The sequence below is a fragment of the Amycolatopsis sp. TRM77291 genome (assembly GCF_054166285.1).
The window spans coordinates 4,493,190-4,515,437 of sequence record NZ_JBSZHF010000001.1; the positions used below are offsets into that span (position 1 = coordinate 4,493,190).

Annotated in this window: 19 protein-coding genes and 1 tRNA gene; 8 read left to right on the plus strand and 12 right to left on the minus strand. The window is 68.6% G+C overall.

Annotated features, from left to right (window positions below; genetic code table 11):
* Positions 1–213: 213 nt before the first annotated feature.
* The 5 genes from ACXIZN_RS20680 to ACXIZN_RS20700 all read left to right on the plus strand — a co-directional run bounded on the left by ACXIZN_RS20680 (position 214) and on the right by ACXIZN_RS20700 (position 4,102).
* Entirely contained in the window at positions 214–942 is a 729-nt protein-coding gene (locus tag ACXIZN_RS20680; protein WP_173426348.1) for an amino acid ABC transporter ATP-binding protein, read from the plus strand.
* A 79-nt stretch (positions 943–1,021) separates the two neighbouring features.
* Positions 1,022–1,855, plus strand: coding sequence for a glutamate ABC transporter substrate-binding protein (locus tag ACXIZN_RS20685; protein ID WP_126734987.1), 834 nt, complete (start codon positions 1,022–1,024; stop codon positions 1,853–1,855).
* An 84-nt stretch (positions 1,856–1,939) separates the two neighbouring features.
* A complete protein-coding gene (locus tag ACXIZN_RS20690) occupies positions 1,940–2,635 on the plus strand; it encodes an amino acid ABC transporter permease (protein WP_206743472.1) in 696 nt (231 codons plus the stop codon).
* Entirely contained in the window at positions 2,632–3,537 is a 906-nt protein-coding gene (locus ACXIZN_RS20695; protein WP_457956317.1) for an amino acid ABC transporter permease, read from the plus strand. Before ACXIZN_RS20690 ends, ACXIZN_RS20695 begins: the two co-directional genes overlap by 4 nt.
* A gap of 121 nt (positions 3,538–3,658) precedes the next feature.
* Positions 3,659–4,102, plus strand: a complete 444-nt coding sequence (locus tag ACXIZN_RS20700) for a class I SAM-dependent methyltransferase (RefSeq protein WP_457956318.1) — start codon at positions 3,659–3,661, stop codon at positions 4,100–4,102.
* 148 nt (positions 4,103–4,250) lie between these two features.
* Here ACXIZN_RS20700 and ACXIZN_RS20705 read toward each other — a convergent pair.
* The 5 genes from ACXIZN_RS20705 to ACXIZN_RS20725 form a co-directional block, all read right to left on the minus strand.
* Positions 4,251–4,322: transfer RNA gene (locus tag ACXIZN_RS20705), tRNA-Glu, on the minus strand.
* 326 nt (positions 4,323–4,648) lie between these two features.
* Complete coding sequence (locus tag ACXIZN_RS20710; RefSeq protein WP_005164720.1) at positions 4,649–5,401, minus strand: succinate dehydrogenase/fumarate reductase iron-sulfur subunit; 753 nt, start codon at positions 5,399–5,401, stop codon at positions 4,649–4,651.
* Positions 5,398–7,314, minus strand: coding sequence for a fumarate reductase/succinate dehydrogenase flavoprotein subunit (locus ACXIZN_RS20715; protein ID WP_457956319.1), 1,917 nt, complete (start codon positions 7,312–7,314; stop codon positions 5,398–5,400). The genes ACXIZN_RS20710 and ACXIZN_RS20715 overlap by 4 nt, the downstream gene beginning before the upstream one ends.
* Before the next feature lie 51 nt (positions 7,315–7,365).
* The gene (locus ACXIZN_RS20720) at positions 7,366–8,196 is read right to left on the minus strand and encodes a hypothetical protein (RefSeq protein WP_457956320.1); all 831 of its coding nucleotides are present in this window, start codon (positions 8,194–8,196) and stop codon (positions 7,366–7,368) included.
* A complete protein-coding gene (locus tag ACXIZN_RS20725; RefSeq protein ID WP_016332714.1) occupies positions 8,193–8,480 on the minus strand; it encodes a hypothetical protein in 288 nt (95 codons plus the stop codon). The genes ACXIZN_RS20720 and ACXIZN_RS20725 overlap by 4 nt, the downstream gene beginning before the upstream one ends.
* A gap of 264 nt (positions 8,481–8,744) precedes the next feature.
* Here ACXIZN_RS20725 and edd point away from each other — a divergent pair, with 264 nt between their 5' ends.
* Together edd and eda are read left to right on the plus strand one after the other, a co-directional pair.
* A complete protein-coding gene (edd, locus tag ACXIZN_RS20730) occupies positions 8,745–10,634 on the plus strand; it encodes a phosphogluconate dehydratase (RefSeq protein ID WP_457956322.1) in 1,890 nt (629 codons plus the stop codon).
* Positions 10,631–11,251: a bifunctional 4-hydroxy-2-oxoglutarate aldolase/2-dehydro-3-deoxy-phosphogluconate aldolase gene (eda, locus tag ACXIZN_RS20735; RefSeq protein ID WP_457956323.1), complete on the plus strand. Its 621-nt coding sequence runs from the start codon at positions 10,631–10,633 to the stop codon at positions 11,249–11,251. The genes edd and eda overlap by 4 nt, the downstream gene beginning before the upstream one ends.
* A gap of 45 nt (positions 11,252–11,296) precedes the next feature.
* On the opposite strand, the gene ACXIZN_RS20740 is transcribed toward eda, so the two are convergent.
* From ACXIZN_RS20740 to ACXIZN_RS20770, 7 genes are all read right to left on the minus strand, one after another.
* Positions 11,297–11,734, minus strand: coding sequence for an N-acetyltransferase family protein (locus tag ACXIZN_RS20740; RefSeq protein ID WP_457956324.1), 438 nt, complete (start codon positions 11,732–11,734; stop codon positions 11,297–11,299).
* Between the two features lie 88 nt (positions 11,735–11,822).
* Entirely contained in the window at positions 11,823–12,263 is a 441-nt protein-coding gene (locus ACXIZN_RS20745; RefSeq protein ID WP_457956325.1) for an iron chaperone, read from the minus strand.
* Between the two features lie 50 nt (positions 12,264–12,313).
* Complete coding sequence (locus ACXIZN_RS20750; RefSeq protein WP_457956326.1) at positions 12,314–12,937, minus strand: glyoxalase; 624 nt, start codon at positions 12,935–12,937, stop codon at positions 12,314–12,316.
* A 312-nt stretch (positions 12,938–13,249) separates the two neighbouring features.
* The gene (locus ACXIZN_RS20755) at positions 13,250–13,777 is read right to left on the minus strand and encodes a regulatory protein RecX (RefSeq protein WP_340688761.1); all 528 of its coding nucleotides are present in this window, start codon (positions 13,775–13,777) and stop codon (positions 13,250–13,252) included.
* 197 nt (positions 13,778–13,974) lie between these two features.
* Positions 13,975–15,015, minus strand: a complete 1,041-nt coding sequence (gene recA, locus ACXIZN_RS20760; protein ID WP_005164741.1) for a recombinase RecA — start codon at positions 15,013–15,015, stop codon at positions 13,975–13,977.
* A 206-nt stretch (positions 15,016–15,221) separates the two neighbouring features.
* Positions 15,222–15,416: a DUF3046 domain-containing protein gene (locus tag ACXIZN_RS20765; RefSeq protein ID WP_192745580.1), complete on the minus strand. Its 195-nt coding sequence runs from the start codon at positions 15,414–15,416 to the stop codon at positions 15,222–15,224.
* Between the two features lie 96 nt (positions 15,417–15,512).
* Positions 15,513–17,426 (minus strand): Hsp70 family protein, encoded by a 1,914-nt coding sequence (locus tag ACXIZN_RS20770; protein ID WP_457956328.1) that lies wholly within the window; start codon positions 17,424–17,426, stop codon positions 15,513–15,515.
* A gap of 171 nt (positions 17,427–17,597) precedes the next feature.
* Here ACXIZN_RS20770 and ACXIZN_RS20775 point away from each other — a divergent pair, with 171 nt between their 5' ends.
* On the plus strand, positions 17,598–22,220 hold the full coding sequence (locus ACXIZN_RS20775) for an ATP-dependent helicase (protein ID WP_457960567.1): 4,623 nt from the start codon (positions 17,598–17,600) through the stop codon (positions 22,218–22,220).
* Positions 22,221–22,248 lie beyond the last annotated feature (28 nt).

Here is a 22,248-nt window from a genome sequence, read left to right on the forward strand (position 1 = left end):
CTTTGTCTAGGCTGATCAGCGCCGGACGGAGGTGGACCGGGGCCGTCCGGTGGCTTGAGAACGATACGGACTTGAAACCCTAAGTATTGGTCAAGCCGTCTTTACAAGCGGTCCGACGGGAGTAGGTTTCCGCCATCGCGTGGTGCCTGACCCCGCAGTCCCCTGCAAACGAACGCTCCTGGAGGCCAGATGACCGCGGAGGTGGCGGCGCCGATGATCAAGGCGGCCGCCGTGAACAAGTACTTCGGCGACCTGCACGTGCTCAAGGAGATCAACCTCGAGGTGCCGCGCGGGCAGGTCGTGGTCGTGCTCGGGCCGTCCGGGTCTGGCAAGTCGACGCTGTGCCGGGCGATCAACCGGCTGGAACCCATCAACTCCGGTGAGATCGCGGTGGACGGCGTTCCGCTGCCCGCCGAAGGGAAGGCGCTGGCCGCGCTGCGCGCCGACGTCGGCATGGTCTTCCAGTCGTTCAACCTGTTCGCGCACAAGACGATCGTCGAGAACGTCATGCTCGCGCCGATGAAGGTCCGCAAGGTCAACTCGGCCGAGGCTCGCAAGACCGCGATGGACCTGCTCGAACGTGTCGGTATCGCCAACCAGGCCGACAAGTACCCGGCGCAGCTCTCCGGCGGGCAGCAGCAGCGTGTGGCGATCGCCCGCGCGCTGGCCATGCGCCCCAAGGTGATGCTGTTCGACGAGCCGACCTCGGCGCTGGACCCGGAGATGGTCCAGGAGGTCCTCGACGTGATGACCACGCTCGCCAAGGACGGGATGACGATGCTCGTCGTCACCCACGAGATGGGCTTCGCGCGGCGCGCGGCGAACAGGGTGGTGTTCATGTCCGACGGCGAGATCGTCGAAGACTCCACCCCGGACGAGTTCTTCACCAAGCCGAAGACGGATCGTGCCAAGGACTTCCTCGGCAAGATCCTGACCCACTGAGGTCTTCCCCGCCGGCCGGTATGGCTGGACAAGATTCGGAAGGAAACTGAGAACAATGCGGTTGAACCGAGTTCTGCGAATGAGCGCGGCCGTCGTGGCGGCCGGTCTCGCCCTCTCCGCCTGTGGTGGCGGCGGGTCTGACGCCGGCAGCGGCTCCAGCGGCGCCAAGAACGTGGTGGCGAAGGCCAAGAACGACAAGAAGCTCGTCATCGGCATCAAGTTCGACCAGCCCGGTCTCGGCCAGAAGCAGGCCGACGGCACCTACGCCGGTTTCGACGTCGACGTGGCGAAGTACATCGCCAAGGAGCTCGGCGTCGAAGAGTCGGGGATCACCTGGAAGGAAGCGCAGTCCGCGCAGCGCGAGGACCTGATCAAGAAGGGTGAGGTCGACTTCATCGTCGCCACCTACTCGATCACCGACAAGCGCAAGAACGAGGTCTCCTTCGCGGGTCCGTACTTCATCGCCCACCAGGACCTCCTGGTGCGTGCCGACTCCACCGACATCACCGGCCCGGAGTCGCTGACCGGCAACAAGAAGCTCTGCTCGGTCAAGGGTTCCACCCCGGCGCAGAACGTCAAGGAGAAGTACGCCAAGGAGGTTCAGCTCGAAGAGCGCGGTAAGTACACCGACTGCGTCACCTCGCTGCTGAACAAGACCGTCGACGCGATGACCACCGACGACGTCATCCTGGGCGGCTACGCCGCGCAGCAGCCCGGCAAGCTGAAGCTGGTCGGCAAGGGCTTCACCGACGAGAAGTACGGTGTCGGCCTGAAGAAGGACGACAACGAGAGCATCACCGCGATCAACAACGCGATCAAGAAGATGCAGCAGGACGGCGCGTGGAAGGCCGCTCTGGAGAAGAACGTCGGCCCGTCGGGCTACAAGATCCCCGAGCCCCCGGCCATCTCCTGACACCCGGCTCGCTGAGCCGCTGAACTGAAGGAATCGAACGGTGCGCCGTGTACCGCGGCGCACCGTTCCCATACCGAGGCTGGGTTGAGCACCTTGTTCGATTTCCTCGACAATCCCAATTACGACTTGCTCGGCGCCTTCTGGATGACGATCAAGCTCACCTTCTTCTCCGCGATCGGTTCCCTGATCTGGGGCACCATCCTGGTGGGGATGCGGGTGAGCCCGGTTCCGATCATGCGGGCGTTCGGCACCGCCTACGTCAACATCTTCCGGAACACCCCGCTGACGGTGATCATCGTCTTCACGTCGCTGGGATTGTCCTCCACGCTGGGGCTCAACCTGGCCTCGTCGGAATCGACGACGTCGTTGGAGGACAACGCCTTCCGGCTCGCGATCCTCGGCTTCGTCGCCTACACCGCGACGTTCGTCTGTGAATCGCTGCGGTCGGGTATCAACACCGTCCCGGTCGGCCAGGCGGAAGCGGCCCGCGCGCTGGGACTCGGCTTCGTCCAGGTGCTGACCCTGATCGTGCTGCCGCAGGCATTCCGGTCGGTGATCGCGCCGCTGGCGAACGTCATGATCGCGCTGTTGAAGAACACCACGGTCGCGTCGATCATCGGTGTCGCCGAAGCGTCGCTGCTGATGTCGGACATGATCGAGAACGAGTCCGACTCGCTGCTCCTGGTCTTCCTGGTCTTCGCCGTCGGGTTCGTCGTCCTGGTCCTCCCCCTCGGCCTGCTGCTGGGCTGGGTCGCCAAGAAGGTCGAGGTCAAGCGATGAGCGCGCAGACCGTCCTCTACGACATTCCCGGGCCGAAGGCTCGGGCGCGGAACTGGCTCTACAGCGTACTTTTCGTGCTCGTCCTGGCGCTGGTGATCTACTACATCTACGTGGGCTTCGACGAGAAGAACCAATGGGCTGGGGCGCTGTGGGACCCCTTCCTCAAGGGCTCGACCTGGAGCGAGTTCATCGTGCCCGGTCTGCTCAACACCCTGAAGGCCGCGGCACTGTCGATCGTGATCGCGTTGCCGATCGGTGCGCTGCTGGGCATCGGCCGGTTGTCGGACCACAAGTGGATCCGGGTCCCGGTCGGCGCGGTCGTCGAATTCTTCCGGGCGATCCCGGTGCTGCTGCTGATGGTCTTCGCCGCGGCGTTCTACGCGTTCTACACCGACATCGACGCGGAGATCCGCCCGCTGTTCGCGGCGGTGACGGGTCTGGTGCTCTACAACGGCTCGGTCATGGCCGAGGTGTTCCGTGCGGGCATCCTTTCGCTGCCCAAGGGCCAAGGTGAGGCCGCGTCCGCGCTGGGCATGCGCAAGACCCAGATCATGATGACCGTCCTGCTGCCGCAGGCGGTCACCCTGATGCTGCCCGCGCTGGTAAGCCAGCTGGTCGTCATCCTGAAGGACACCGCGCTGGCCGGTCAGCTGACCATCGGCTTCAACGAGCTGATCCGCAGTACCGGACCGCTCACCGGTCTCTACGGCAACACGATCCCGACGCTGATCGTCGTCGCGATCATCTTCATCGTGCTGAACCTGCTCCTGAGCTGGTTCGCGTCGTGGCTGGAGAACAAGCTGGCGCGGCGGAAGAAGGCGCCCAAGGGCGCCAAGCCGGTGCACTCCGCACCGTCCAGCGTGGTCATGCAGCGCGACGACGCGAGCGGTGGCGCACTGTAGCTCCGTAAGTACACGAAGGCCCCCTTCCTTGCCCCCAGGTACAGGAAGGGGGCCTTCGTCTACTTCGGGATAGGCCTCTTGGTCCTGTCGGGACAGCGGTCGCTCGGCTAGCGTCGGCCCTATGGCGGACCAGGCCGCGACGCTGCTCGAAGCGCTGCCGGACCTGGCGGGCAGGTCGGTCCTGGTCGTCGGGTGCGGCGATGGCCGCTATCCCCGCTTGCTCCGCGGCGAGGGCGCTCGCCGCGTGGTCGGCGTCGACGAGGACCAGACATTGATCGCGGTCGCGCAACGCGAAGAGGAACGCGACCCCGTCGGGGTTTCGTACGAGGTCCACCAGCTCGCCCGGCTGCCGGTGATGGGCAACTTCGACATCGTCCTGGCTTTCCTGGACTCTCCCGCTCATCTCGGTCGCGTCGCCGCGAGCCTGATGACGGGCGGTCTACTGGTGGCCGTCGCCACGAACGGGCTCAATCTGGAAGAAGGCCTGCGGGACAGCGGTTTCCAGGACCTCGTCCTGCGCCGCCACGAAAGCGGCGACGTGCACACTGCCCGCAAAGTGGGCTGAGTCGCGCACCCTGGTGTCGAGCCAGGCTGGCCGGGGCTATGAAACCCGGCCGGTCGCCGGACCGTGCGCGTCTGGCGGTATGGGACAACACGGACCCCACACCGCCGCACCGGTACGACGGAACAGGTTTCCCCGCCGTGCCGGGGCGTAGCGCGTGTGGGAGTCGAACCCACGTCACCGGGGTGAAAACCCGGTATCCCTTCCGCTGGACCAACGCGCCTTGGCCTGGAACACAGTCCGGCGCGCGCCGCGCACCGGACTGCTTCGTTCCAGAAATCAGGGTTCACCAAAAGAAAAGCCGCCCGGTCCGGTTTCCCGAAGGGCGGCTCCACGTGTGCGACGTCCTGCTAGGACATCGGCCGGGAGCCGTGGTTCTCTTCCATGCCAAGGAACATGGCGTAACAACGTCGCGTCATGTGTCCTCCTTGGTCGGTGTGCGGTAAGTGTGCGGCAGGCGAGTGAGTGGGGGCAACCGATTAAGAGCCGTGAAGGCCTCCTTCCCTACTCTCAGGGTAGGGAAGGAGGCCTTCACGGACTTCCTCGTGACTACTTGTCCCGCCGGAAAAGCTTGTTCCCCAGCCAGACGATGGGGTCGTACTTCCGGTCGGCGACGCGTTCCTTCATCGGGATGAGCGCGTTGTCGGTGATGTGGATGCCCTCCGGGCACACGTCCGAACAGCACTTGGTGATGTTGCAGTACCCGAGCCCGTGCTCCTCCTGCGCCTCGTCACGCCGGTCGGCGACGTCGAGGGGGTGCATTTCGAGTTCGGCGATCCGCATCAGGTACCGGGGGCCGGCGAAGGCCTCCTTGTTCTCCTCGTGGTCACGCACCACGTGGCAGGTGTTCTGGCACAGGAAGCACTCGATGCACTTGCGGAACTCCTGCGAGCGCTCGACGTCCACCTGCTGCATCCGGTACTCCCCCGGCTTCAGCTCCGGGGGCGGCGTGAACGACGGGATCTCGCGGGCCTTGGTGTAGTTGAACGACACGTCGGTCACCAGGTCGCGGATCACCGGGAACGTCCGCATCGGGGTCACCGTGATGACCTCGTCCTCGGTGAAGGTCGACATCCGAGTCATGCACAGCAGCCGCGGCTTGCCGTTGATCTCCGCCGAGCAGGATCCGCATTTGCCCGCCTTGCAGTTCCACCGCACCGCCAGATCCGAGGCCTGGGTCGCCTGCAGCCGGTGGATGATGTCGAGGACGACCTCGCCCTCGTTGACCTCGACGCTGTAGTCCTGCAGCTCACCCGAATCGGCGTCACCGCGCCAGACCCGGAAACTCGCCTTGTAGCTCATGCCGGACTCCCGGGGTGCGAGGCCAGTTCTTCGTCGGTGTAGTACTTCCCCAGCTCGGACAGTTCGAACAGCTCCAGCAGGTCCTGCCGCAGCGGGGTCTGTGCCTTGACCTCGATCCCGATCTCCGGCACCACCGGGTTGTCGCCCGGCGTGGCCGAGCAGACCAGGAGTTTGTTGCGCCACTGGGCGTCCATGCCCGGGTGGTCGTCGCGGGTGTGCCCGCCCCGGCTCTCGGTCCGCATCAGCGCGGCCCTCGCGACGCATTCGCTGACCATCAGCATGTTCCGCAGGTCGACGGCGAGATGCCAGCCGGGGTTGAACTGCCGGTGCCCTTCGACGGTGACCCGCTTGATCCGCTCGCGCAGTTCCCCGAGCTTCTCCAGCGCCCGCTCGATCTCCTCCGCCTTGCGGATGATGCCGACCAGATCGTTCATCGACTGCTGCAGCTCGGTGTGCAGGCTGTACGGGTTCTCCTCGACGCCGTCACCCGGCGGGTCGAACGGCGCGAGCGCCATCGCCGCGGCGGCGTCCACATCGGACTGACTGACCTTGGGACGATCCTTCAGCTCCGACACGTACGACGCGGCGCCGAGGCCCGCACGACGGCCGAAGACCAGCAGATCCGACAGCGAGTTGCCGCCGAGCCGGTTCGAGCCGTGCATCCCGCCCGAGCACTCGCCCGCGGCGAACAGCCCGGGCACGCTCGACGACGCGGTGTCCGGGTCGACCTCGATCCCGCCCATCACGTAATGACAGGTGGGGCCGACCTCCATCGGCTCCTTCGTGATGTCGACGTCGGCGAGTTCCTTGAACTGGTGGTACATCGACGGCAGCCGTTTGCGGATCTCCTCCGCGGGCAGCCTGCTGGCGATGTCGAGGAAGACCCCGCCGTGCGGCGATCCCCGGCCGGCCTTGACCTCGGAGTTGATCGCGCGAGCCACCTCGTCCCGCGGCAGGAGATCCGGGGTGCGCCGGTTGTTGTCGGCGTCGGTGTACCAGCGGTCGGCTTCTTCCTCGCTGTCCGCGTACTGCCCCTTGAAGACCTCGGGGACGTACTCGAACATGAACCGCTTGTCCTCGGTGTTCTTGAGGACCCCGCCGTCACCGCGGACGCCTTCGGTGACCAGGATCCCCTTCACACTCGGCGGCCACACCATGCCTGTCGGGTGGAACTGGACGAACTCCATGTTGATGAGCTTCGCCCCGGCCCGCAGCGCCAGCGCGTGGCCGTCACCGGTGTACTCCCACGAGTTCGAGGTGACCTTGAACGACTTCCCGATGCCGCCGGTGGCGAGCACCACCGCCGGCGACTCGAACAGGATGAACCGGCCGCTCTCCCGCCAGTACCCGAAAGCACCGGAGATCCGGCCGTCTTCGGTCAGCAGCTCGGTGATCGTGCATTCGGCGAAGACCTTGATCCTCGCCTCGTAGTCACCGGTCTCCTTGAAGTCCTCCTGTTGCAGCGAAACGATTTTCTGCTGCATCGTGCGGATCAGTTCGAGCCCGGTGCGGTCGCCGACGTGCGCCAGTCGCGGGTACGTGTGCCCGCCGAAGTTCCGCTGGCTGATCCGGCCGTCGGCGGTGCGGTCGAACAGCGCGCCGTAGGTCTCCAGTTCCCAGACCCGGTCCGGCGCCTCCCTGGCGTGGAGTTCGGCCATCCGCCAGTTGTTGAGGAACTTCCCGCCGCGCATGGTGTCGCGGAAGTGCACCTGCCAGTTGTCGTTCGAGTTCGCGTTGCCCATCGACGCCGCGCAGCCGCCCTCGGCCATCACCGTATGCGCCTTGCCGAAGAGCGATTTGCACACCACCGCGACGCTGAAGCCGCGTTCACGGGCTTCGATGACCGCGCGGAGACCGGCACCGCCGGCACCGATCACCACCACGTCGTAGTTGAGCCGTTCGACCTCGGTCATGAAAAGAGCCACCTCGAAGCTTGTCGCCGGGGACGGGAGATTCCCGCGCCGCTAGTTGATGAACCGCAGATCCGAAATCGCGCCGCTCGCCACGAGCATCACGTAGAGGTCGGTCAGCACGAGCGTGCCGAGCGTCGTCCACGCCAGCGCCATGTGACGGGTGTTGAGCTTCGTCACCTGGGTCCAGATCCAGTAGCGCACCGGATGTTTGGAGAAGTGCTTGAGCCTGCCGCCGGTCACGTGACGGCACGAGTGGCAGGACAACGTGTACGCCCACAACAGGATCACGTTGCCGAGCAACACGATGTTGCCGAGCCCGAAGCCGAATCCGCCGGTCTTGCCGTGGAACGCGGTGATCGCGTCGTAGGTGTTGACCAGCGAGACGACCACGGCCACGTAGAAGAAGTAGCGGTGGGCGTTCTGGATGATCAGCGGCAGCCGCGTCTCACCGGTGTACTTCGCGTGCGGTTCGGCGACCGCGCAGGCGGGCGGCGAGAACCAGACGGCCCGGTAGTAGGCCTTGCGGTAGTAGTAGCAGGTCAGCCGGAAGCCCAGCAGGAACGGCAGGACCAGGAAGCCGAGCGGGATGAACCCCGGCAGTTCGCCGAACCAGGCGCCGAAATGCCGGGAGCCTTCGACGCAGGATTCCGAGACGCAGGGCGAATAGAACGGCGTCAGGTAGTGGTACTCGGGCACCCAGTAGGCGGTGCGCACGAAGGACCTGATCGTCGCGTAGATGATGAAGGCGGAGAGGCCGAGGACGGTCAGCAGCGGGGACAGCCACCACCGGTCGGTGCGCAGCGTTTTTTCGGCGATCCGGGCCCGCGACGGTGCGCGGACCCCCGTACCCCGTCCGGCCTCGTTGCCGGCGGGGGCGCTCACCGCTGGTCGCGCTTGTAGCCGCCGACGCCTTCGTCATCGGCGCCTTGCCACAGCGCCGGGTCGTAGGGCGTATCGGGAACTTGGACCCGGTCGGCGGCCTTCGCCTGGGCGGGCACCGCGTTCGGGGTCGTGTCGAGGTCGGTCGCGTCGATGTCGAGGCGCTCGACGTCGTTCGCCAGGCGCCGTACCGCCGAGGCGTCGCCGTATCGGGACCGCAGCGCGCCGACGCACTGCCTCAACTGACCGATGGCTCGCCGAAGCTCGGCGATCTCTGTGGTGGACATCGGTACCTCCCGATGGTCGGTTCGGTTGGCCGCTTGAGCCTTCGAAGGCCAGCGATTCCTCGCCGTCTCGACTCTGCCGCGCGTTGTGCAATGTGACAAGTAGCACAGTGGAACCTAGTGACGTGACGGAGGTCACGCGAGTCGATCTTCTGTATCGATTTTGATTCGGGCTTTCCCCTGGGTTACTGTGGCCACTGTCACGACCCAGCGACGTCAGCGTTGCCGTCCCGCGGACCACCACGATCAGTGATCCGGAGCCGGACAATGAGCACCGCCCCGAACGTCCACCCCATCATCGCCGAAGTCACCGAACGCATCGCCGCCCGCAGCGCCGAAACCCGCGCCGCGCATCTCGAGCGCGTCGCCGCCGCCCACGAGGAAGGGCCGGTGCGGCGCGGTCTCGACTGCAGCAACCTCGCCCACGGTTTCGCCGCGATGGAAGGTGTCGACAAAGCGGCACTGCGCGCCGCGCGGGCACCGGGCGTCGCGATCGTCTCGTCCTACAACGACATGCTTTCGGCGCACCAGCCGATGCAGGAGTACCCCGCGATGCTGAAAAGCTCGGTCCGCCAGGCGGGCGGGGTGGCGCAGTTCGCCGGTGGAGTGCCCGCGATGTGCGACGGCGTCACCCAGGGCCGTCCGGGGATGGAGCTGTCGCTGTTCAGCCGCGAGGTGATCGCGATGTCGACCGCGATCGCGCTGTCCCACGACATGTTCGACGCGGCCCTGCTGCTCGGCGTCTGCGACAAGATCGTGCCCGGCCTGCTGATCGGCGCGCTGTCCTTCGGGCATCTCCCGGCGATCCTGGTGCCCGCCGGGCCGATGAACTCGGGCCTGCCGAACAAGGAGAAGGCGCGCGTGCGCCAGCTCTACGCCGAGGGCAAGGCGACGCGCGAAGACCTGCTGGACGCCGAAGCGGCTTCGTACCACTCGGCGGGCACGTGCACCTTCTACGGCACCGCCAACTCGAACCAGATGGTCGTCGAGGTGATGGGCCTGCACCTGCCGGGCGCCAGCTTCGTGCAGCCGAACTCGACGCTGCGGAAGGCGCTCACCGAAGAGGCCGGACGCCGCGTCGTGAAGCTTTCGCGGGGCGAGGAGTACACGCCGGTCTCGCGCGTGATCGACGAGAAGGCCGTCGTCAACGGTGTCATCGCGCTGCTCGCCACGGGCGGTTCGACCAACCACACGATGCACCTCGTCGCGATCGCCGCCGCCGCGGGTATCCAGCTGACCTGGGACGACTTCTCCGACCTGTCGTCGGTGATCCCCCTGCTGGCCCGCGTGTACCCGAACGGCAGCGCGGACATCAACCACTTCCACGCCGCCGGGGGCATCCAGTTCCTGGTCGGCACGCTGCTCGACGCGGGCCTGCTGCACGAGGACGTCCAGACCGTCGCCGGGCCGGGGCTGCACCGCTACCGGCAAGAGCCGATCCTCTCCGAAGGCGAGCTGGTCTGGCGCGACGTCCCGACGCGCAGCCTCGACGAGGACGTGCTGCGTCCCGTGTGGCGGCCGTTCGCCTCCGACGGCGGGCTGCGGATGGTCGCGGGCAACCTCGGCCGCGCGGTGATCAAGGTGTCCGCGGTGGCGCCGGAGCACCGGATCGTGCAAGCGCCGGCGCGGGTGTTCACCGACCAGAAGTCCTTCAAGGACGCTTTCGAGGCGGGCGAGCTGGACCGCGACGTCGTCGTGGTCATCCGGCAGCAGGGCCCTCAGGCCAACGGGATGCCGGAGCTGCACGGGCTCACCCCGGCGCTCGGGGTGCTGATGGACCGCGGGCACCAGGTGGCGTTGCTCACCGACGGCCGCATGTCGGGCGCGTCCGGCAAGATCCCGGCGGCGATCCAGGTGACCCCGGAAGCCGCCGTGGGAGGCCCGATCGCGCGGATCGCCGACGGCGACGTCGTCCGCCTCGACGCCAGGGCCGGGACGCTCGACGTCCTCGTGGGTGACGAAGAACTCGCCCGCCGTGAACTGGTGGACTCCCCGCCTTCGGAGGCATCCTGGACCGGCACCGGCCGGGAGCTGTTCGCGGCGCTGCGCCGCGCGGTCGGCCCCGCCGATCAGGGCGCGAGCGTGTTCGGACCGCTCACGCCGGAACACTTCGGCGCTCCGGCGCACACGTTGACCCCTGTGGAGGTAACCCAGTGACCACCGGCGCCGACCTGCTCGGCCTGTCCCCCGTGATGCCCGTCGTCGTGCTCGACGACGCCGGCGACGCCGTGCCCACCGCGCGGGCCCTGCTCGCGGGCGGGATCGGCGTGATCGAGCTGACCCTGCGCACCCCGGCGGCGCTCGCCTCGATCGAGCGGATCGCCGCGGAGGTCCCGGAGATCGTCATCGGCGCCGGGACGGTCACCGCCCCCGAGCACGCCAAGCAGGCCGCCGACGCCGGCGCGAAGTTCCTGGTGACCCCGGGCTGCACGGACGCCGTGCTGGACGCCGCGTTCGACACCGGCCTGCCGTTCCTGCCGGGCGCGAGCACGGTCTCGGAGGCGATGCGGCTGGCCGAACGCGGGCTGACCGCGCTGAAGTTCTTCCCCGCCGAGGCCAGCGGCGGCGTGGCGTACCTGAAGTCGATCGGCGGGCCGCTGCCCGGGCTGAAGTTCTGCCCGACCGGCGGGATCACCGTGAAGACCGCGCCGGACTATCTCGCACTGTCCAATGTGGGCTGTATCGGCGGATCGTGGCTGACGCCGAAGGATGCCTTGGCGGCCAAGGACTTCGGAAAGATCGAAGCCTTCGCAGCGGAGGCTTCGAAACTCTGATCCGTGTCGTGAAGGCCACCTTCGCGAAGGTGGCCTTCACTGCTTTCAGAGCGGGAGCTGGTACTGGATGAAACCGCGGTTGACCGCGACCTGGTCGTATAGGCGGCGCGCGGTGGCGTTGGATTCCTTGGTGTGCCAGTAAACCCTGCCGCAGTCGCGGGCACGCGCCCAGTCCGCGACGGCCTCGATCAGCGCCCGCGCGACACCCTTGCCCCGGGCTTCCGGCGCGGTGAACAGATCTTGCAGGTAACAGACGTCGGTGAGCGCGGATGTACTGGGATGCACCAGGAAATGCGTGATCCCGACGAGCTCGCCGCCCAGGTGGGCCCCGAGCGCGTGCATCCGCTCCCCTGTCCGGAATTCGCGCCAGGCTCGGTCGTAGACCTCCTGGGGCGCGACACGTTCGTAGAAGGCGATGTACGCGCGGAACAAGTGTTCCCAGGCTTCGCGGTCTTCGGGCTTCAATGGCTCGATGGTGATCATGTGGGCCTCCCAGTGATCACCCGAGCCTAGGGTTTCGCCGCTGTCTCGCGAGTGGCCAATCACGCGGTAAAGCAGGCTGCCACTCTCGTCAGCTGACGGCTTGCTTCACCAGGGTGGCGATGCGCTGCTCCACCTCCGGGGTGACGCCGGTCAGCGCGAAGGCCGTCGCCCACATCGCGCCGTCGTCCAGCCGAGCGGCCTCGTTGAAACCGAGCGTCGCGTACCTCGTCTTGAACTTGGCCGCCGCCTGGAAGAAGCAGACGATCTTGCCGTCCAGCGCGTAGGCGGGCTGGCCGTACCAGAGTTTCGGCGCGAGCATCGGGGCGTTCGCCTTCACGACGGTGTGGACCAGCTCGGCCAGCACCCGGTCCTCATCGGGCATCTCGGCGATCTTCGCGACCACGTCCTGCTCGGCCGCCGCCGCTTTGTCAGCGGCGGAACCGCGGCGGGCCGCCTTCTTCATGTCCTGGGCGTGCTCCTTCATCGCGGCCTTCTCTTCGGCCGTGAATCCTTCGTACGTGGTGCTCATGGCGGTTTCTCCTTGGTAAGCGGCGAGCGGGGGCATCCGGTAGTGGCACATCAGGACTGGGCGGCGAGAGCCGAGGTCTCCCAGGCGAACCCGTCGAGATCGGTGAACGGGGCGGCGCCGCAGATCGCGATGCGGTGTGAGCCGGTGCCCTCCGGGGACACGCCGGCGTCCTTGGCCAGGGCCTTGCGCTTGTACAGCGCCAGCTTCACGGGGCTCGAGCCGGATTCGAACTCGACGTACACGCGGCCGAAGCTCTTGCCCACGGTGAGGCCGTGCTCGACGTAGAACTTCTTGCTCGCGGTCACGTCGGCGACACCCAGCAGCAACACGATGGCGTCGAACTCGCGGACGGCCGGCGCGGTGTTCTTCTTCGCCGAGGTGGCGATCTTCCAGATCGCGCCGTCCGGAGCCCGCACGGTTCCGCCGTAACCCCACATCGACTTCGTGGCGGGCTTGATCACGGTCGCCCCGGCGGCGACGGCGGCGTCGATGAGCGCGTCGGCGTTGGCGGGCTGGGAAACCGTGAGGGAGAGGGTGTAGCCGCGGAAGCCGGTGGACGGCTCCTGCGAAGCCCGCAGCCGCAGCTCGGAGCCGAGCCCGAAGGCGGTGGTGTAGAAGCGTTCGGCGGCCTCGGTGTCGGCCACTTCGAGGGTGATGGCGTCGATGAAGTTCATGCCGGTAACGCTATTTCCGGGCGGGCTTCCGGCGCTTCTCGATTCCTGATCGGTCACATCGGCGCTGGTCAGCGGCTTGCCTGAGGGCGATCTGGGCCGTGCGGGGTTCCCAATGTGAGGTCGCGAAAGCCACTTTCGGGACCTCTGATGTCCCGAAAGTGGCTTTCGCGACACGAACACCGACGGAGCCGCGAGCGCGGACCGCCCACCCACCAGACACGTTTGCCTTACCTCTCAACAACTCGAAAGCCACTCACGACCNGCGCGGGCATGTGTGCCCGCGCGGCCGGTGAGCGGCTCTGGTGATGGAGCTCAGTCGAGGGTGGCGTCGTCCAGCAGCGCCGACTCGGCGCCGAACTCGCGGAGTTCGTCGCGGATCACGGTGTAGGCCAGCCCCTGGGGATAGCCCTTGCGGGCGAGGAAGCCCAGCAGGCGGCGGATCGCCGTCTGCTCGTCGACGTTGCCCAAGGAGCGCATGCGCTTCCGTACCAGCTCTCGGGCGCGCTGCTCCTCTGCCTCTCGGTCCACCTCTTCGGCGGCCTGGACGGCGATATCCCCATCGATTCCTTTGCGTTTGAGTTCGGCTACGAGGGCGTTCCGTGCCAGGCCCATGTTGGCATGGCGGGAACGCACCCACATCTCGGCGAACTCGGCGTCGTTGATGAGCCCTGCCTTGTCCAGCTTACCGAGCAGGGTCTCCGTCGTCTCCTCGTCGAAGCCCTTGCGCTTGAGGGCCTGACGCAGTTCCTCCGTGGAACGCGGGCGCGCGGCCAGGAGATCGAAGCAGATCTCCTTGGCCTTCTTCCTCCGCTCGTCCGGCGGCAGCTCCGCCGGATCCACTTTGGGCGCACGCATTCAGCTATCACTCCAGTCGAAACGATCGATCGGTGACTTCACCCCTGAAGCAATCCCACGCGGGGGTCCAGGGGGCTTGCCCCTGGCGGGGGTCTGGGGGTTCGACCCCAGGAGGTATGGCGAAGGGATCCGGCGAGCGCTCTCCGCGAGCACACCTCACCCGATCCCGTGGGCCGCGGAACTCAGAAGTCGACCGGCGCGGGGGCGGCTTCGGCGTCGACGGCGGCACCGATGCCGAGCTTCTCCTTGATGCGCTTCTCGATCTCGTTGGCGATGTCCGGGTTGTCCAGCAGGAACTTCCGGGCGTTCTCCTTGCCCTGGCCCAGCTGGTCGCCCTCGTAGGTGTACCAGGCGCCGGACTTGCGCAGGATGCCCTGGTCGACACCCATGTCGATCAACGAACCTTCGCGGGAGACACCCTTGCCGTAAAGGATGTCGAACTCGGCCTGCTTGAAGGGCGGCGCGACCTTGTTCTTGACGACCTTGACGCGGGTGCGGTTGCCGACGGGCTCGCCACCGTCCTTCAGCGTCTCGATGCGGCGGACGTCCAGGCGGACCGAGGCGTAGAACTTCAGCGCCTTACCACCGGTCGTGGTCTCCGGGGAGCCGAACATGACGCCGATCTTCTCGCGCAGCTGGTTGATGAAGATCGCGGTGGTGCCGGAGTTGTTCATCGCACCGGTCATCTTCCGCAGCGCCTGGCTCATCAGCCGGGCCTGGAGGCCGACGTGGTTGTCGCCCATCTCGCCCTCGATCTCGGCGCGCGGCACGAGCGCGGCGACCGAGTCGATGACCAGGATGTCGAGCGCGCCGGAGCGGATCAGCATGTCCGCGATCTCGAGCGCCTGCTCACCGGTGTCCGGCTGGGAGACCAGGAGCGCGTCGGTGTCGACGCCGAGCTTCTTGGCGTACTCCGGGTCCAGCGCGTGCTCCGCGTCGATGAACGCGGCGATGCCGCCGTTCTTCTGCGCGTTGGCGACCGCGTGGAGCGCGACGGTGGTCTTACCGGAGGACTCCGGACCGTAGATCTCGATGACCCGGCCGCGGGGAAGGCCACCGATCCCGAGCGCGACGTCGAGTGCGATGGCGCCGGTGGGGATCACCTCGATCGGCGCGCGGCCCTCTTCGCCGAGGCGCATGACCGAGCCCTTGCCGTACTGCTTGTCGATCTGGGCGAGGGCCAGTTCGAGCGCCTTGTCCTTGTCGGGTGCTGCTGGTGCCATGGAGTCCACCTCGTTGGTTGAGCCGGGTAGGGCTTGTTCAGTTCTGAGCTGTCGGGTCCGACGCTACGGGCGACCACCGACAATTCCAGGCCTCGCGCCCAAGCTGTGGATCGCTGACCCCGTTGTGGACAACACCCTAGACGAACGTGTGTTCGAGGCCGCGACCGACACGCCGTCTCGCTAGGGTTCTTGCCTTTTCGCCGAGGTCAGCGCCTCTCGGGTGGGATCTCGAAGGCTTCGCAGACCGCCCGCCAGACGTCCTTGGCCGAGGTTCCCGCGTCGAGGGCCTGTTCGACAGTCCGGCCCCCGAGTTCGCCGAAGACGTGATCCCTGGAGAGGGTTTCCGCACGTCCGGGACCGAATTCGTCGGCCATCAGCCGCCGGAAGACCGTGATACGCATCGGGAGAAGTCTAGCCCGGCACCCCGGCGGAAACGCGTGAAGGCCCCCTTCCCTCGGCTGAGCCGAGGGAAGGGGGCCTTCACGCGAAAACAGCGGCTATTCGCCCGGCTGGACGCTCTTTTCGAAGTAGTCGGCCAGTTCGCCCGGCGTCGGGTTCTGGCCCTCGGCCGGGACCTGATAGATGAAGCCGACCAGCGGCCGGTCGGTCACGGTGAACACCAGCACGGCGGCGTTCCGCCCGGCGGCCGAGGAGTACTGGCCCTCCAGGGCGTTGCCTGCCCACTTGGCCTCGGTGCGATCCCCACCGGCCGATTTGAGCAGTCCGTCGGTGTAGGCCTTGAGCTTGTCCGCGGAGTCGCTCTGCAGATAGGTCACCTGGGTACCGGCGCGGCCCGGGGCGGAGCAGGTCGACGTCACGCCGAGGTCCTCCGCCGGTTTCGCCGGCCCGTTGCCCATGCCGGGTTTGCAGTCGCCGGTGTCGGCGATCTTCCCCGCGAGCTGGCGCAGGCAGCCGGTGAGGCCCTTGTCGTCGGCCGCGCCGGGCACCTTGCATTCGTCGGCCGTGTAGGTCGTCACCGAAGAGGACGTCAGGAAGAACGTGAGCCCGGCGGCGAGCAGCACGACGACGGCCACGATGGCACCGATGACCAGCGGTTTCTTCTTGCTCGCAGGTGCCTTTTCACCGGCGGTCTGGCCGGCCAGCGAGTACGTCGGGAAATTCGTCGGCGCGGGCTGCTGCACCTGCTGCGGACCGCTGTTCGGGTAACCCGTCTGGGGGAAACCGCCGGATTGGCCGGGGCCGCCGCCCGAGTACCCCGGGATCGACGCGACCTGCTGCTGCGGCGGCGCGTACGGGCCCGAAGCACCCGGCCCGACCTGATGCGCGCCGGTTCCCGCGGCGACCTGCCCTTCGACGCCTTGGGTGCGCGAGCTGATGCCGTCGGAGGCGACGTGCTGGGCGCCGAGCGCGACCGCGGTCTCGGGCTGGTCCAGGCTGCCGGGGACGACGCCGAGCTTCTCCGCGATCAGGCTGCCGACCAGCGGGAGACGGCTCGAACCGCCGACGAGGTAGATGCCGGCGAGCCGGTCCGGGGTCATGCCTGCCGAGCGGACCACCCGCGACATCAGCTCGACACTGCGCAGCATCGACGGCCGCACCAGCGCTTCGAGTTCCCCACGCGTGACGAGGACGTCCTCGAACGGCTCCGGCATCGGGACCTCGGTCTGCGGGTGCCGCGAGAGGGCCTCCTTCGCCGCCTTCACGTCCTCCTGCAGCGCGCGCCGCGTACGGCGGTCCGGAGTGGACTCGGGCCGCAGGACCCGCTGCCAGCGCTGGGGATCCTTGTGCGAGACCTCGCGGCCGACGTGCACCAGGAGCGCCTGGTCGACGTCGAGACCGCCGAGGTCGGGAAGGCCGTCTTCGGCGACGACGGTGAAGCCGCCGTTCGGGGTCGCGCCGACGATCGCGACGTCGAAGGTGCCGGCGCCGAGGTCGTACACCGCGAGCGCCTGACCGGGCGCGAGCGTCTTGCCGGGGAACGACGCGAAGTGCGCGGCCGCGGCGACCGGCTCGGGGACGAGCACCAGGTTCCCGCCCATCCCGGCGAGCCGGGCGGCGGACAGCAGCACGTTGCGGCGGGTCGGGCCCCACTGCGCCGGGTGGGTGAGCCGGACCTCGTCGGGCAGATCCCCGCCGAGCTGGCGGGTGGTCTCGTCGAGGACGCGGCGCAGGATCGCGGCCAGCACCTCGCTGACCGGGATGACGTCGGTGCCCAGCAGGAGCGTCTGCTCGTCGATGCGGCGTTTGGGGTTGGGCTCGAAGCGGGTCGGGTCGAGCCGGGCGCGGCGTTCGGCGTCGCGGCCGACCATGATCGTGCCGTCCTCGGTGGCGAACACCGCGGACGGCATGTTGGCCGAACCGTCGACTTCGACCACGCGCGGAGGCCTCCCGTGCGCCGAAAGGACGGCCACGGTGTTGGACGTCCCGAGGTCCACCGACAGGATCCGCACAGCTCATACCCCTTCACAGACGAACGGCGACCGCCCCAGCACTGATCCGGCCGCGCTGGCGGTGATGCTCCCATGAGCGAGGTCACCGCACGTGCGGAACCCGCCGAACTCGTCCCCGAGCGGGTGCCTCGTCACAGCCTCGGAGCGAAACTGTCGGTGGTCCGGCGCAGTATGGAGGGCGTGGCACACGTACTCGACCTCTTCTCCCCCGCGACCAGGGACTGGTTCACCGGGGCCTTCGCCGCGCCCACCCGCGCGCAGGAGGGCGCGTGGCGTGCCGCGCACGCGAAGGAACACGCGCTGGTCGTGGCCCCCACGGGCTCCGGTAAGACGCTCTCGGCGTTCCTCTGGGCGCTGGACAGGCTGTCGGTCGAGCCGCCGCCGTCCGAGCCGAGGAAACGCTGCCGTGTCCTCTACGTCTCCCCGCTGAAGGCGCTGGCGGTCGACGTCCAGCGCAACCTGCGGGCACCGCTGGCGGGTATCTCGCAGGCGTCGCGGCGGCTCGGGCTGCCGGTGCCGGACATCGGCGTCGGCATGCGCACGGGCGACACCACCGCGGCCGAGCGGCGCTCGTTCGGCAAGACCCCGCCGGACGTGCTGGTCACCACGCCGGAGTCGCTGTTCCTGATCCTCACCTCCTCCGCCCGCGATTCGCTGCGCGGCGTGGAGACGGTGATCATCGACGAGGTGCACGCGGTCGCGGGCGGCAAACGCGGCGCGCATCTGGCCCTGTCGCTGGAGCGGCTCGACGCGCTTCTCGAAAAGCCCGCGCAGCGGATCGGGCTGTCGGCCACGGTCCGGCCGATCGACGAGGTGGCCTCCTTCCTGGCGGGCGGCAGGCCGGTGACCATCGTCCAGCCGAAGCTGGCGAAGACGATCGAGGTCCGCGTCGAGGTCCCGGTCGAGGACATGTCCGATCTCGACGGTCCGCAGGGGCCGAAGCAGAACGAAGACCTCGACGCGGGCCTCGCACGGCTCCCCGGGTCGCTGGAGGACATCGACGGCGCGCCCCGGCGGCCGTCGATCTGGCCCGCGGTGGAGGAGCGCGTCCTCGAACTGATCCAGGCGCATCGGTCGACGATCGTGTTCGCCAACTCGCGGCGGCTCACCGAGCGGATGACCGCGCGGCTCAACGAACTCGTCGCGGAGCAGGCCGAGCTGGAGCCGGATCAGCGGTTTCCGGCCGAGGCGATCGGCCAGTCCGGGCTCACCACCGGGGCGGCGCCGGTGATCGCGCGGGCGCACCACGGCTCGATGTCGCGCGAGCAGCGCACCCATGTGGAAGAGGAGCTCAAGTCCGGGCGGCTGGCGTGTGTCGTGGCGACGTCCTCCTTGGAGCTGGGCATCGACATGGGCGCCGTCGACCTCGTCGTGCAGATCGAGGCACCGCCGACGGTCGCATCGGGACTGCAGCGGGTCGGCCGGGCCGGGCACCAGGTCGGCGCGGTGTCGAGCGGGGTGATGTTCCCGAAGTTCCGGGGCGACCTCGTCTCCTGCGCGGTGGTCGCGGAGCGGATGGCGTCCGGGGCGATCGAGGCGGTGCGGTACCCGCGGAACCCGCTGGACGTGCTGGCGCAGCAGGTCGTGGCGATGGTGGCGCTGGAATCCTGGACGGTCGACGAGCTGGCCGCCCTCGCCCGCCGGGCGGCGCCGTTCGCGTCCCTTCCGGACGACGCGTTGCTGGCCGTGCTCGACATGCTCGCCGGCCGGTACCCCAGCGAGGAGTTCGGCGAGCTGCGCGCCCGGATCACCTGGGACAGGGTCACCGGTGAACTGCACGGCCGTCCGGGGTCGCAGCGGCTGGCGGTGACCTCCGGCGGCACGATCCCCGACCGCGGCCTGTTCACCGTGATGACGCCGGGTTCCGACGGCAAACCCGGGTCGCGCGTCGGCGAGCTGGACGAGGAGATGGTCTACGAGTCCCGCGTCGGGGACACGATCCTGCTCGGCACCTCCTCCTGGCGGGTCACCGACATCACCCACGACCGCGTGATCGTGGTCCCCGCGCCGGGCGAGCCCGCCCGGATGCCGTTCTGGAAGGGCGACGCCCCCGGCCGCCCCCTGGAACTGGGGCGGGCGCTGGGCGCGTTCGTCCGCGAACTGTCCACTTCGGAGCCGTCGGTGGCCAGGGAACGCGCCGCCGTCGCCGGGCTGGACGAGTACGCCTGCGACAACCTGCTGGCGTACCTGGCGGAGCAGAAGTCGGCCACGCGGCATGTGCCGAACGACAAAACCGTGCTGCTGGAACGGTTTCGCGACGAGCTGGGCGACTGGCGGGTCATCCTGCACTCGCCGTTCGGCGCGCAGGTCAACGCGCCGTGGGCGCTCGCGATCGCCGCGCGGCTGCGGGAGAACCGCGGGGTCGACGCCCAGGTCGCGCATTCCGACGACGGCATCGTGCTGCGGCTGCCCGAGGCGCTCGACATGGACGGCGCCGAGGTCACCATCGGTGTCGAGGACGTCCTGCTCGATCCGGAAGAGGTCGAGCAGCTGATCGTCGCCGAGGTCGGCGGTTCGGCGCTGTTCGCCGCACGGTTCCGGGAATGCGCGGCGCGGTCGCTGCTCCTCCCCCGCCGGGATCCGCGCCGCCGCACCCCGCTGTGGCAGCAGCGGCAGCGCGCGTCCCAGCTGCTTTCGGTCGCGGCCAAGTACGAGCGGTTCCCCGTCGTGCTGGAAGCGATGCGGGAGGTCCTGCAGGACGTGTACGACGTCGGCGGGCTGCGCGAACTGATGACCGACGTCCGGTCCCGCAAGGTCAAACTGGTCGAGGTCGAGACACCGTCGGCGTCGCCGTTCGCGCGCAGCCTGCTCTTCGGCTACGTCGGGATGTTCCTGTACGAGACCGACGCCCCGCTCGCCGAACGGCGTGCCGCGGCGCTGGCGCTGGATTCGACACTGCTGGCCGAACTGCTCGGCACCGAGGCGATCCGCGAGCTGCTGGACGCCGAAGTCGTCGCCGAAGTCGAGCGCTCCCTGCAACGCCTCGACCCGGACAGGCACGCCCGCAACGCCGAAGAGGCCGCGGATCTGTTGCGGTTCCTCGGCGATCTCTCGATCGAGGAGGCCGCCGCGCGCGGCATCCAACGGGAATGGCTGGAGGAGCTGGAGGCCGCGCGGCGGGTGATCCGGGTGCGCATCGGCGGCGGAGAACGCTTCATCGCCATCGAGGACGCCGGCCGCGTGCGTGACGCGCTGGGCACCGCGCTGCCGGTCGGTGTGCCGGAGGCGTTCACCGAGCCGGTCGAGGATCCCGTCGGCGACCTGCTGTCGCGCTATTCGCGCAGCCGTGGCCCGTTCAGCGCCCGGCAGGCGGCCGAGCGGTTCGGGCTCGGGACGGCCGTGGTCACCGGCGTCCTGGACAGGCTGACCGCGCAGGGCAGGCTGGTCCGGGGCGAGCTGAGTCCCGTCGGGCATCCGGAGACCCACGGCGTCGGGACGGAGTTCTGCGACGCTTCGGTGCTGCGCAGGCTTCGGCGGGCGTCGCTGGCCCGGCTGCGGGCCGAGGTCGAGCCGGTCGAACCGGCCGCGCTGGGGCGGTTCCTGCCCTCGTGGCACGGCATCGGGGCGCGGGTGCGGTCGGCGCCGACCGCAGACGACGTGCTGTCCGTGGTCGAGCAACTGGCCGGTGCCCCGCTCCCGGCGAGTGCGGTCGAGTCGCTGATCCTGCCGAGCAGGCTGCCCGGCTACACCCCGTCGCTGCTGGACGAACTCACCACGGCGGGCGAAGTCACCTGGTGCGGCTGCGGCTCCCTGTCCGGCGGGGACGGCTGGCTGGCGCTCGCGCCCACGGACGTCGCCGATCTGCTGTTGCCGGATCTCGACGACGATCTGCCCTCCGGCCCGCTGCACGAGGCCATTCTGTCCACTTTGGAGGGTGGGGCGCAGTTCTTCCGCCAGCTCGTGGACCGGGCGTCGCCGTTGGTCGAAACCCCGCCGAACGACGGTGAAGTCGTGGCGGCGCTGTGGGATCTCGTGTGGGCGGGCCTGGTCACCGGGGACACGCTGGGCCCGCTGCGGGCGCAGGTCTCCGGTTCCGGCGCGGCGCACAAGCCACGGCGGCAGGCTCCTCGCGGCCGGTACGCGCGGCTTCGGGCCGGGCGTCCGGCGATGCCTTCGCGCACCGGGCCGCCGACGGTGGCCGGCCGTTGGGCACTCACCCCGGGGCGGGAGGCGGATCCGACCAGGCGCGCGCTGGCGCGGACGGAGGCCTTCCTGGAACGGCACGGCGTCCTCACCCGTGGCGCACTCGACACCGAGCGCGTGACCGGCGGCTTTTCGGGGATCTACAAGGTTTTGCGTGGCATGGAGGATTCGGGGCAGGTCGTCCGGGGGTACGTGGTCGAGGGGCTCGGCGCGGCGCAGTTCGCGGCGAAGGGCGCCGTCGACAGGCTGCGCGCGCAGTCCGGGAACCAGCGCACCACCGCGGAAGGCGCCGTCGTCCTCGCCGCCGCCGACCCGGCCCAGCCCTACGGTGCCGCGTTGCCTTGGCCCGCCGCGACGGGCGACACGAAACACCGTCCGGCAAGGAAAGCGGGCGCTCTGGCAGTGCTCGTGGACGGCGTCCCGGCGATGTACGTCGAACGAGGCGGCCGGTCGCTGCTGAGCTTCACCGAGGATCAGGACAGGTTGCGCGCGGCCGCGCGGGCGCTGTCGACGGCGGTGCGGGAAGGCTGGCTGGGGCAGCTCGCGGTGCAGAAGGCCGACGGCGAGGTGGCGCTCACCTCGGAGCTTTCGGCGGTCCTCCAGGAGGCGGGTTTCCGGGCGACTCCCAAGGGGCTGCGCCTGCGGGCCTAGAATCACCGCTCAGACCTGCGGAGAAGGA

Coding starts and splice junctions, on each gene's coding strand:
- ACXIZN_RS20680 (WP_173426348.1), top strand. CDS start 214: ATGATCAAGGCGGCCGCCGTGAACAAGTACTTCGGCGACCTGCACGTG.
- ACXIZN_RS20685 (WP_126734987.1), top strand. CDS start 1,022: ATGAGCGCGGCCGTCGTGGCGGCCGGTCTCGCCCTCTCCGCCTGTGGT.
- ACXIZN_RS20695 (WP_457956317.1), top strand. CDS start 2,632: ATGAGCGCGCAGACCGTCCTCTACGACATTCCCGGGCCGAAGGCTCGG.
- ACXIZN_RS20700 (WP_457956318.1), top strand. CDS start 3,659: ATGGCGGACCAGGCCGCGACGCTGCTCGAAGCGCTGCCGGACCTGGCG.
- ACXIZN_RS20710 (WP_005164720.1), bottom strand. CDS start 5,401: ATGAGCTACAAGGCGAGTTTCCGGGTCTGGCGCGGTGACGCCGATTCG.
- ACXIZN_RS20715 (WP_457956319.1), bottom strand. CDS start 7,314: ATGACCGAGGTCGAACGGCTCAACTACGACGTGGTGGTGATCGGTGCC.
- ACXIZN_RS20725 (WP_016332714.1), bottom strand. CDS start 8,480: ATGTCCACCACAGAGATCGCCGAGCTTCGGCGAGCCATCGGTCAGTTG.
- edd (WP_457956322.1), top strand. CDS start 8,745: ATGAGCACCGCCCCGAACGTCCACCCCATCATCGCCGAAGTCACCGAA.
- ACXIZN_RS20740 (WP_457956324.1), bottom strand. CDS start 11,734: ATGATCACCATCGAGCCATTGAAGCCCGAAGACCGCGAAGCCTGGGAA.
- ACXIZN_RS20745 (WP_457956325.1), bottom strand. CDS start 12,263: ATGAGCACCACGTACGAAGGATTCACGGCCGAAGAGAAGGCCGCGATG.
- ACXIZN_RS20750 (WP_457956326.1), bottom strand. CDS start 12,937: ATGAACTTCATCGACGCCATCACCCTCGAAGTGGCCGACACCGAGGCC.
- recA (WP_005164741.1), bottom strand. CDS start 15,015: ATGGCACCAGCAGCACCCGACAAGGACAAGGCGCTCGAACTGGCCCTC.
- ACXIZN_RS20765 (WP_192745580.1), bottom strand. CDS start 15,416: ATGCGTATCACGGTCTTCCGGCGGCTGATGGCCGACGAATTCGGTCCC.
- ACXIZN_RS20775 (WP_457960567.1), top strand. CDS start 17,598: ATGGAGGGCGTGGCACACGTACTCGACCTCTTCTCCCCCGCGACCAGG.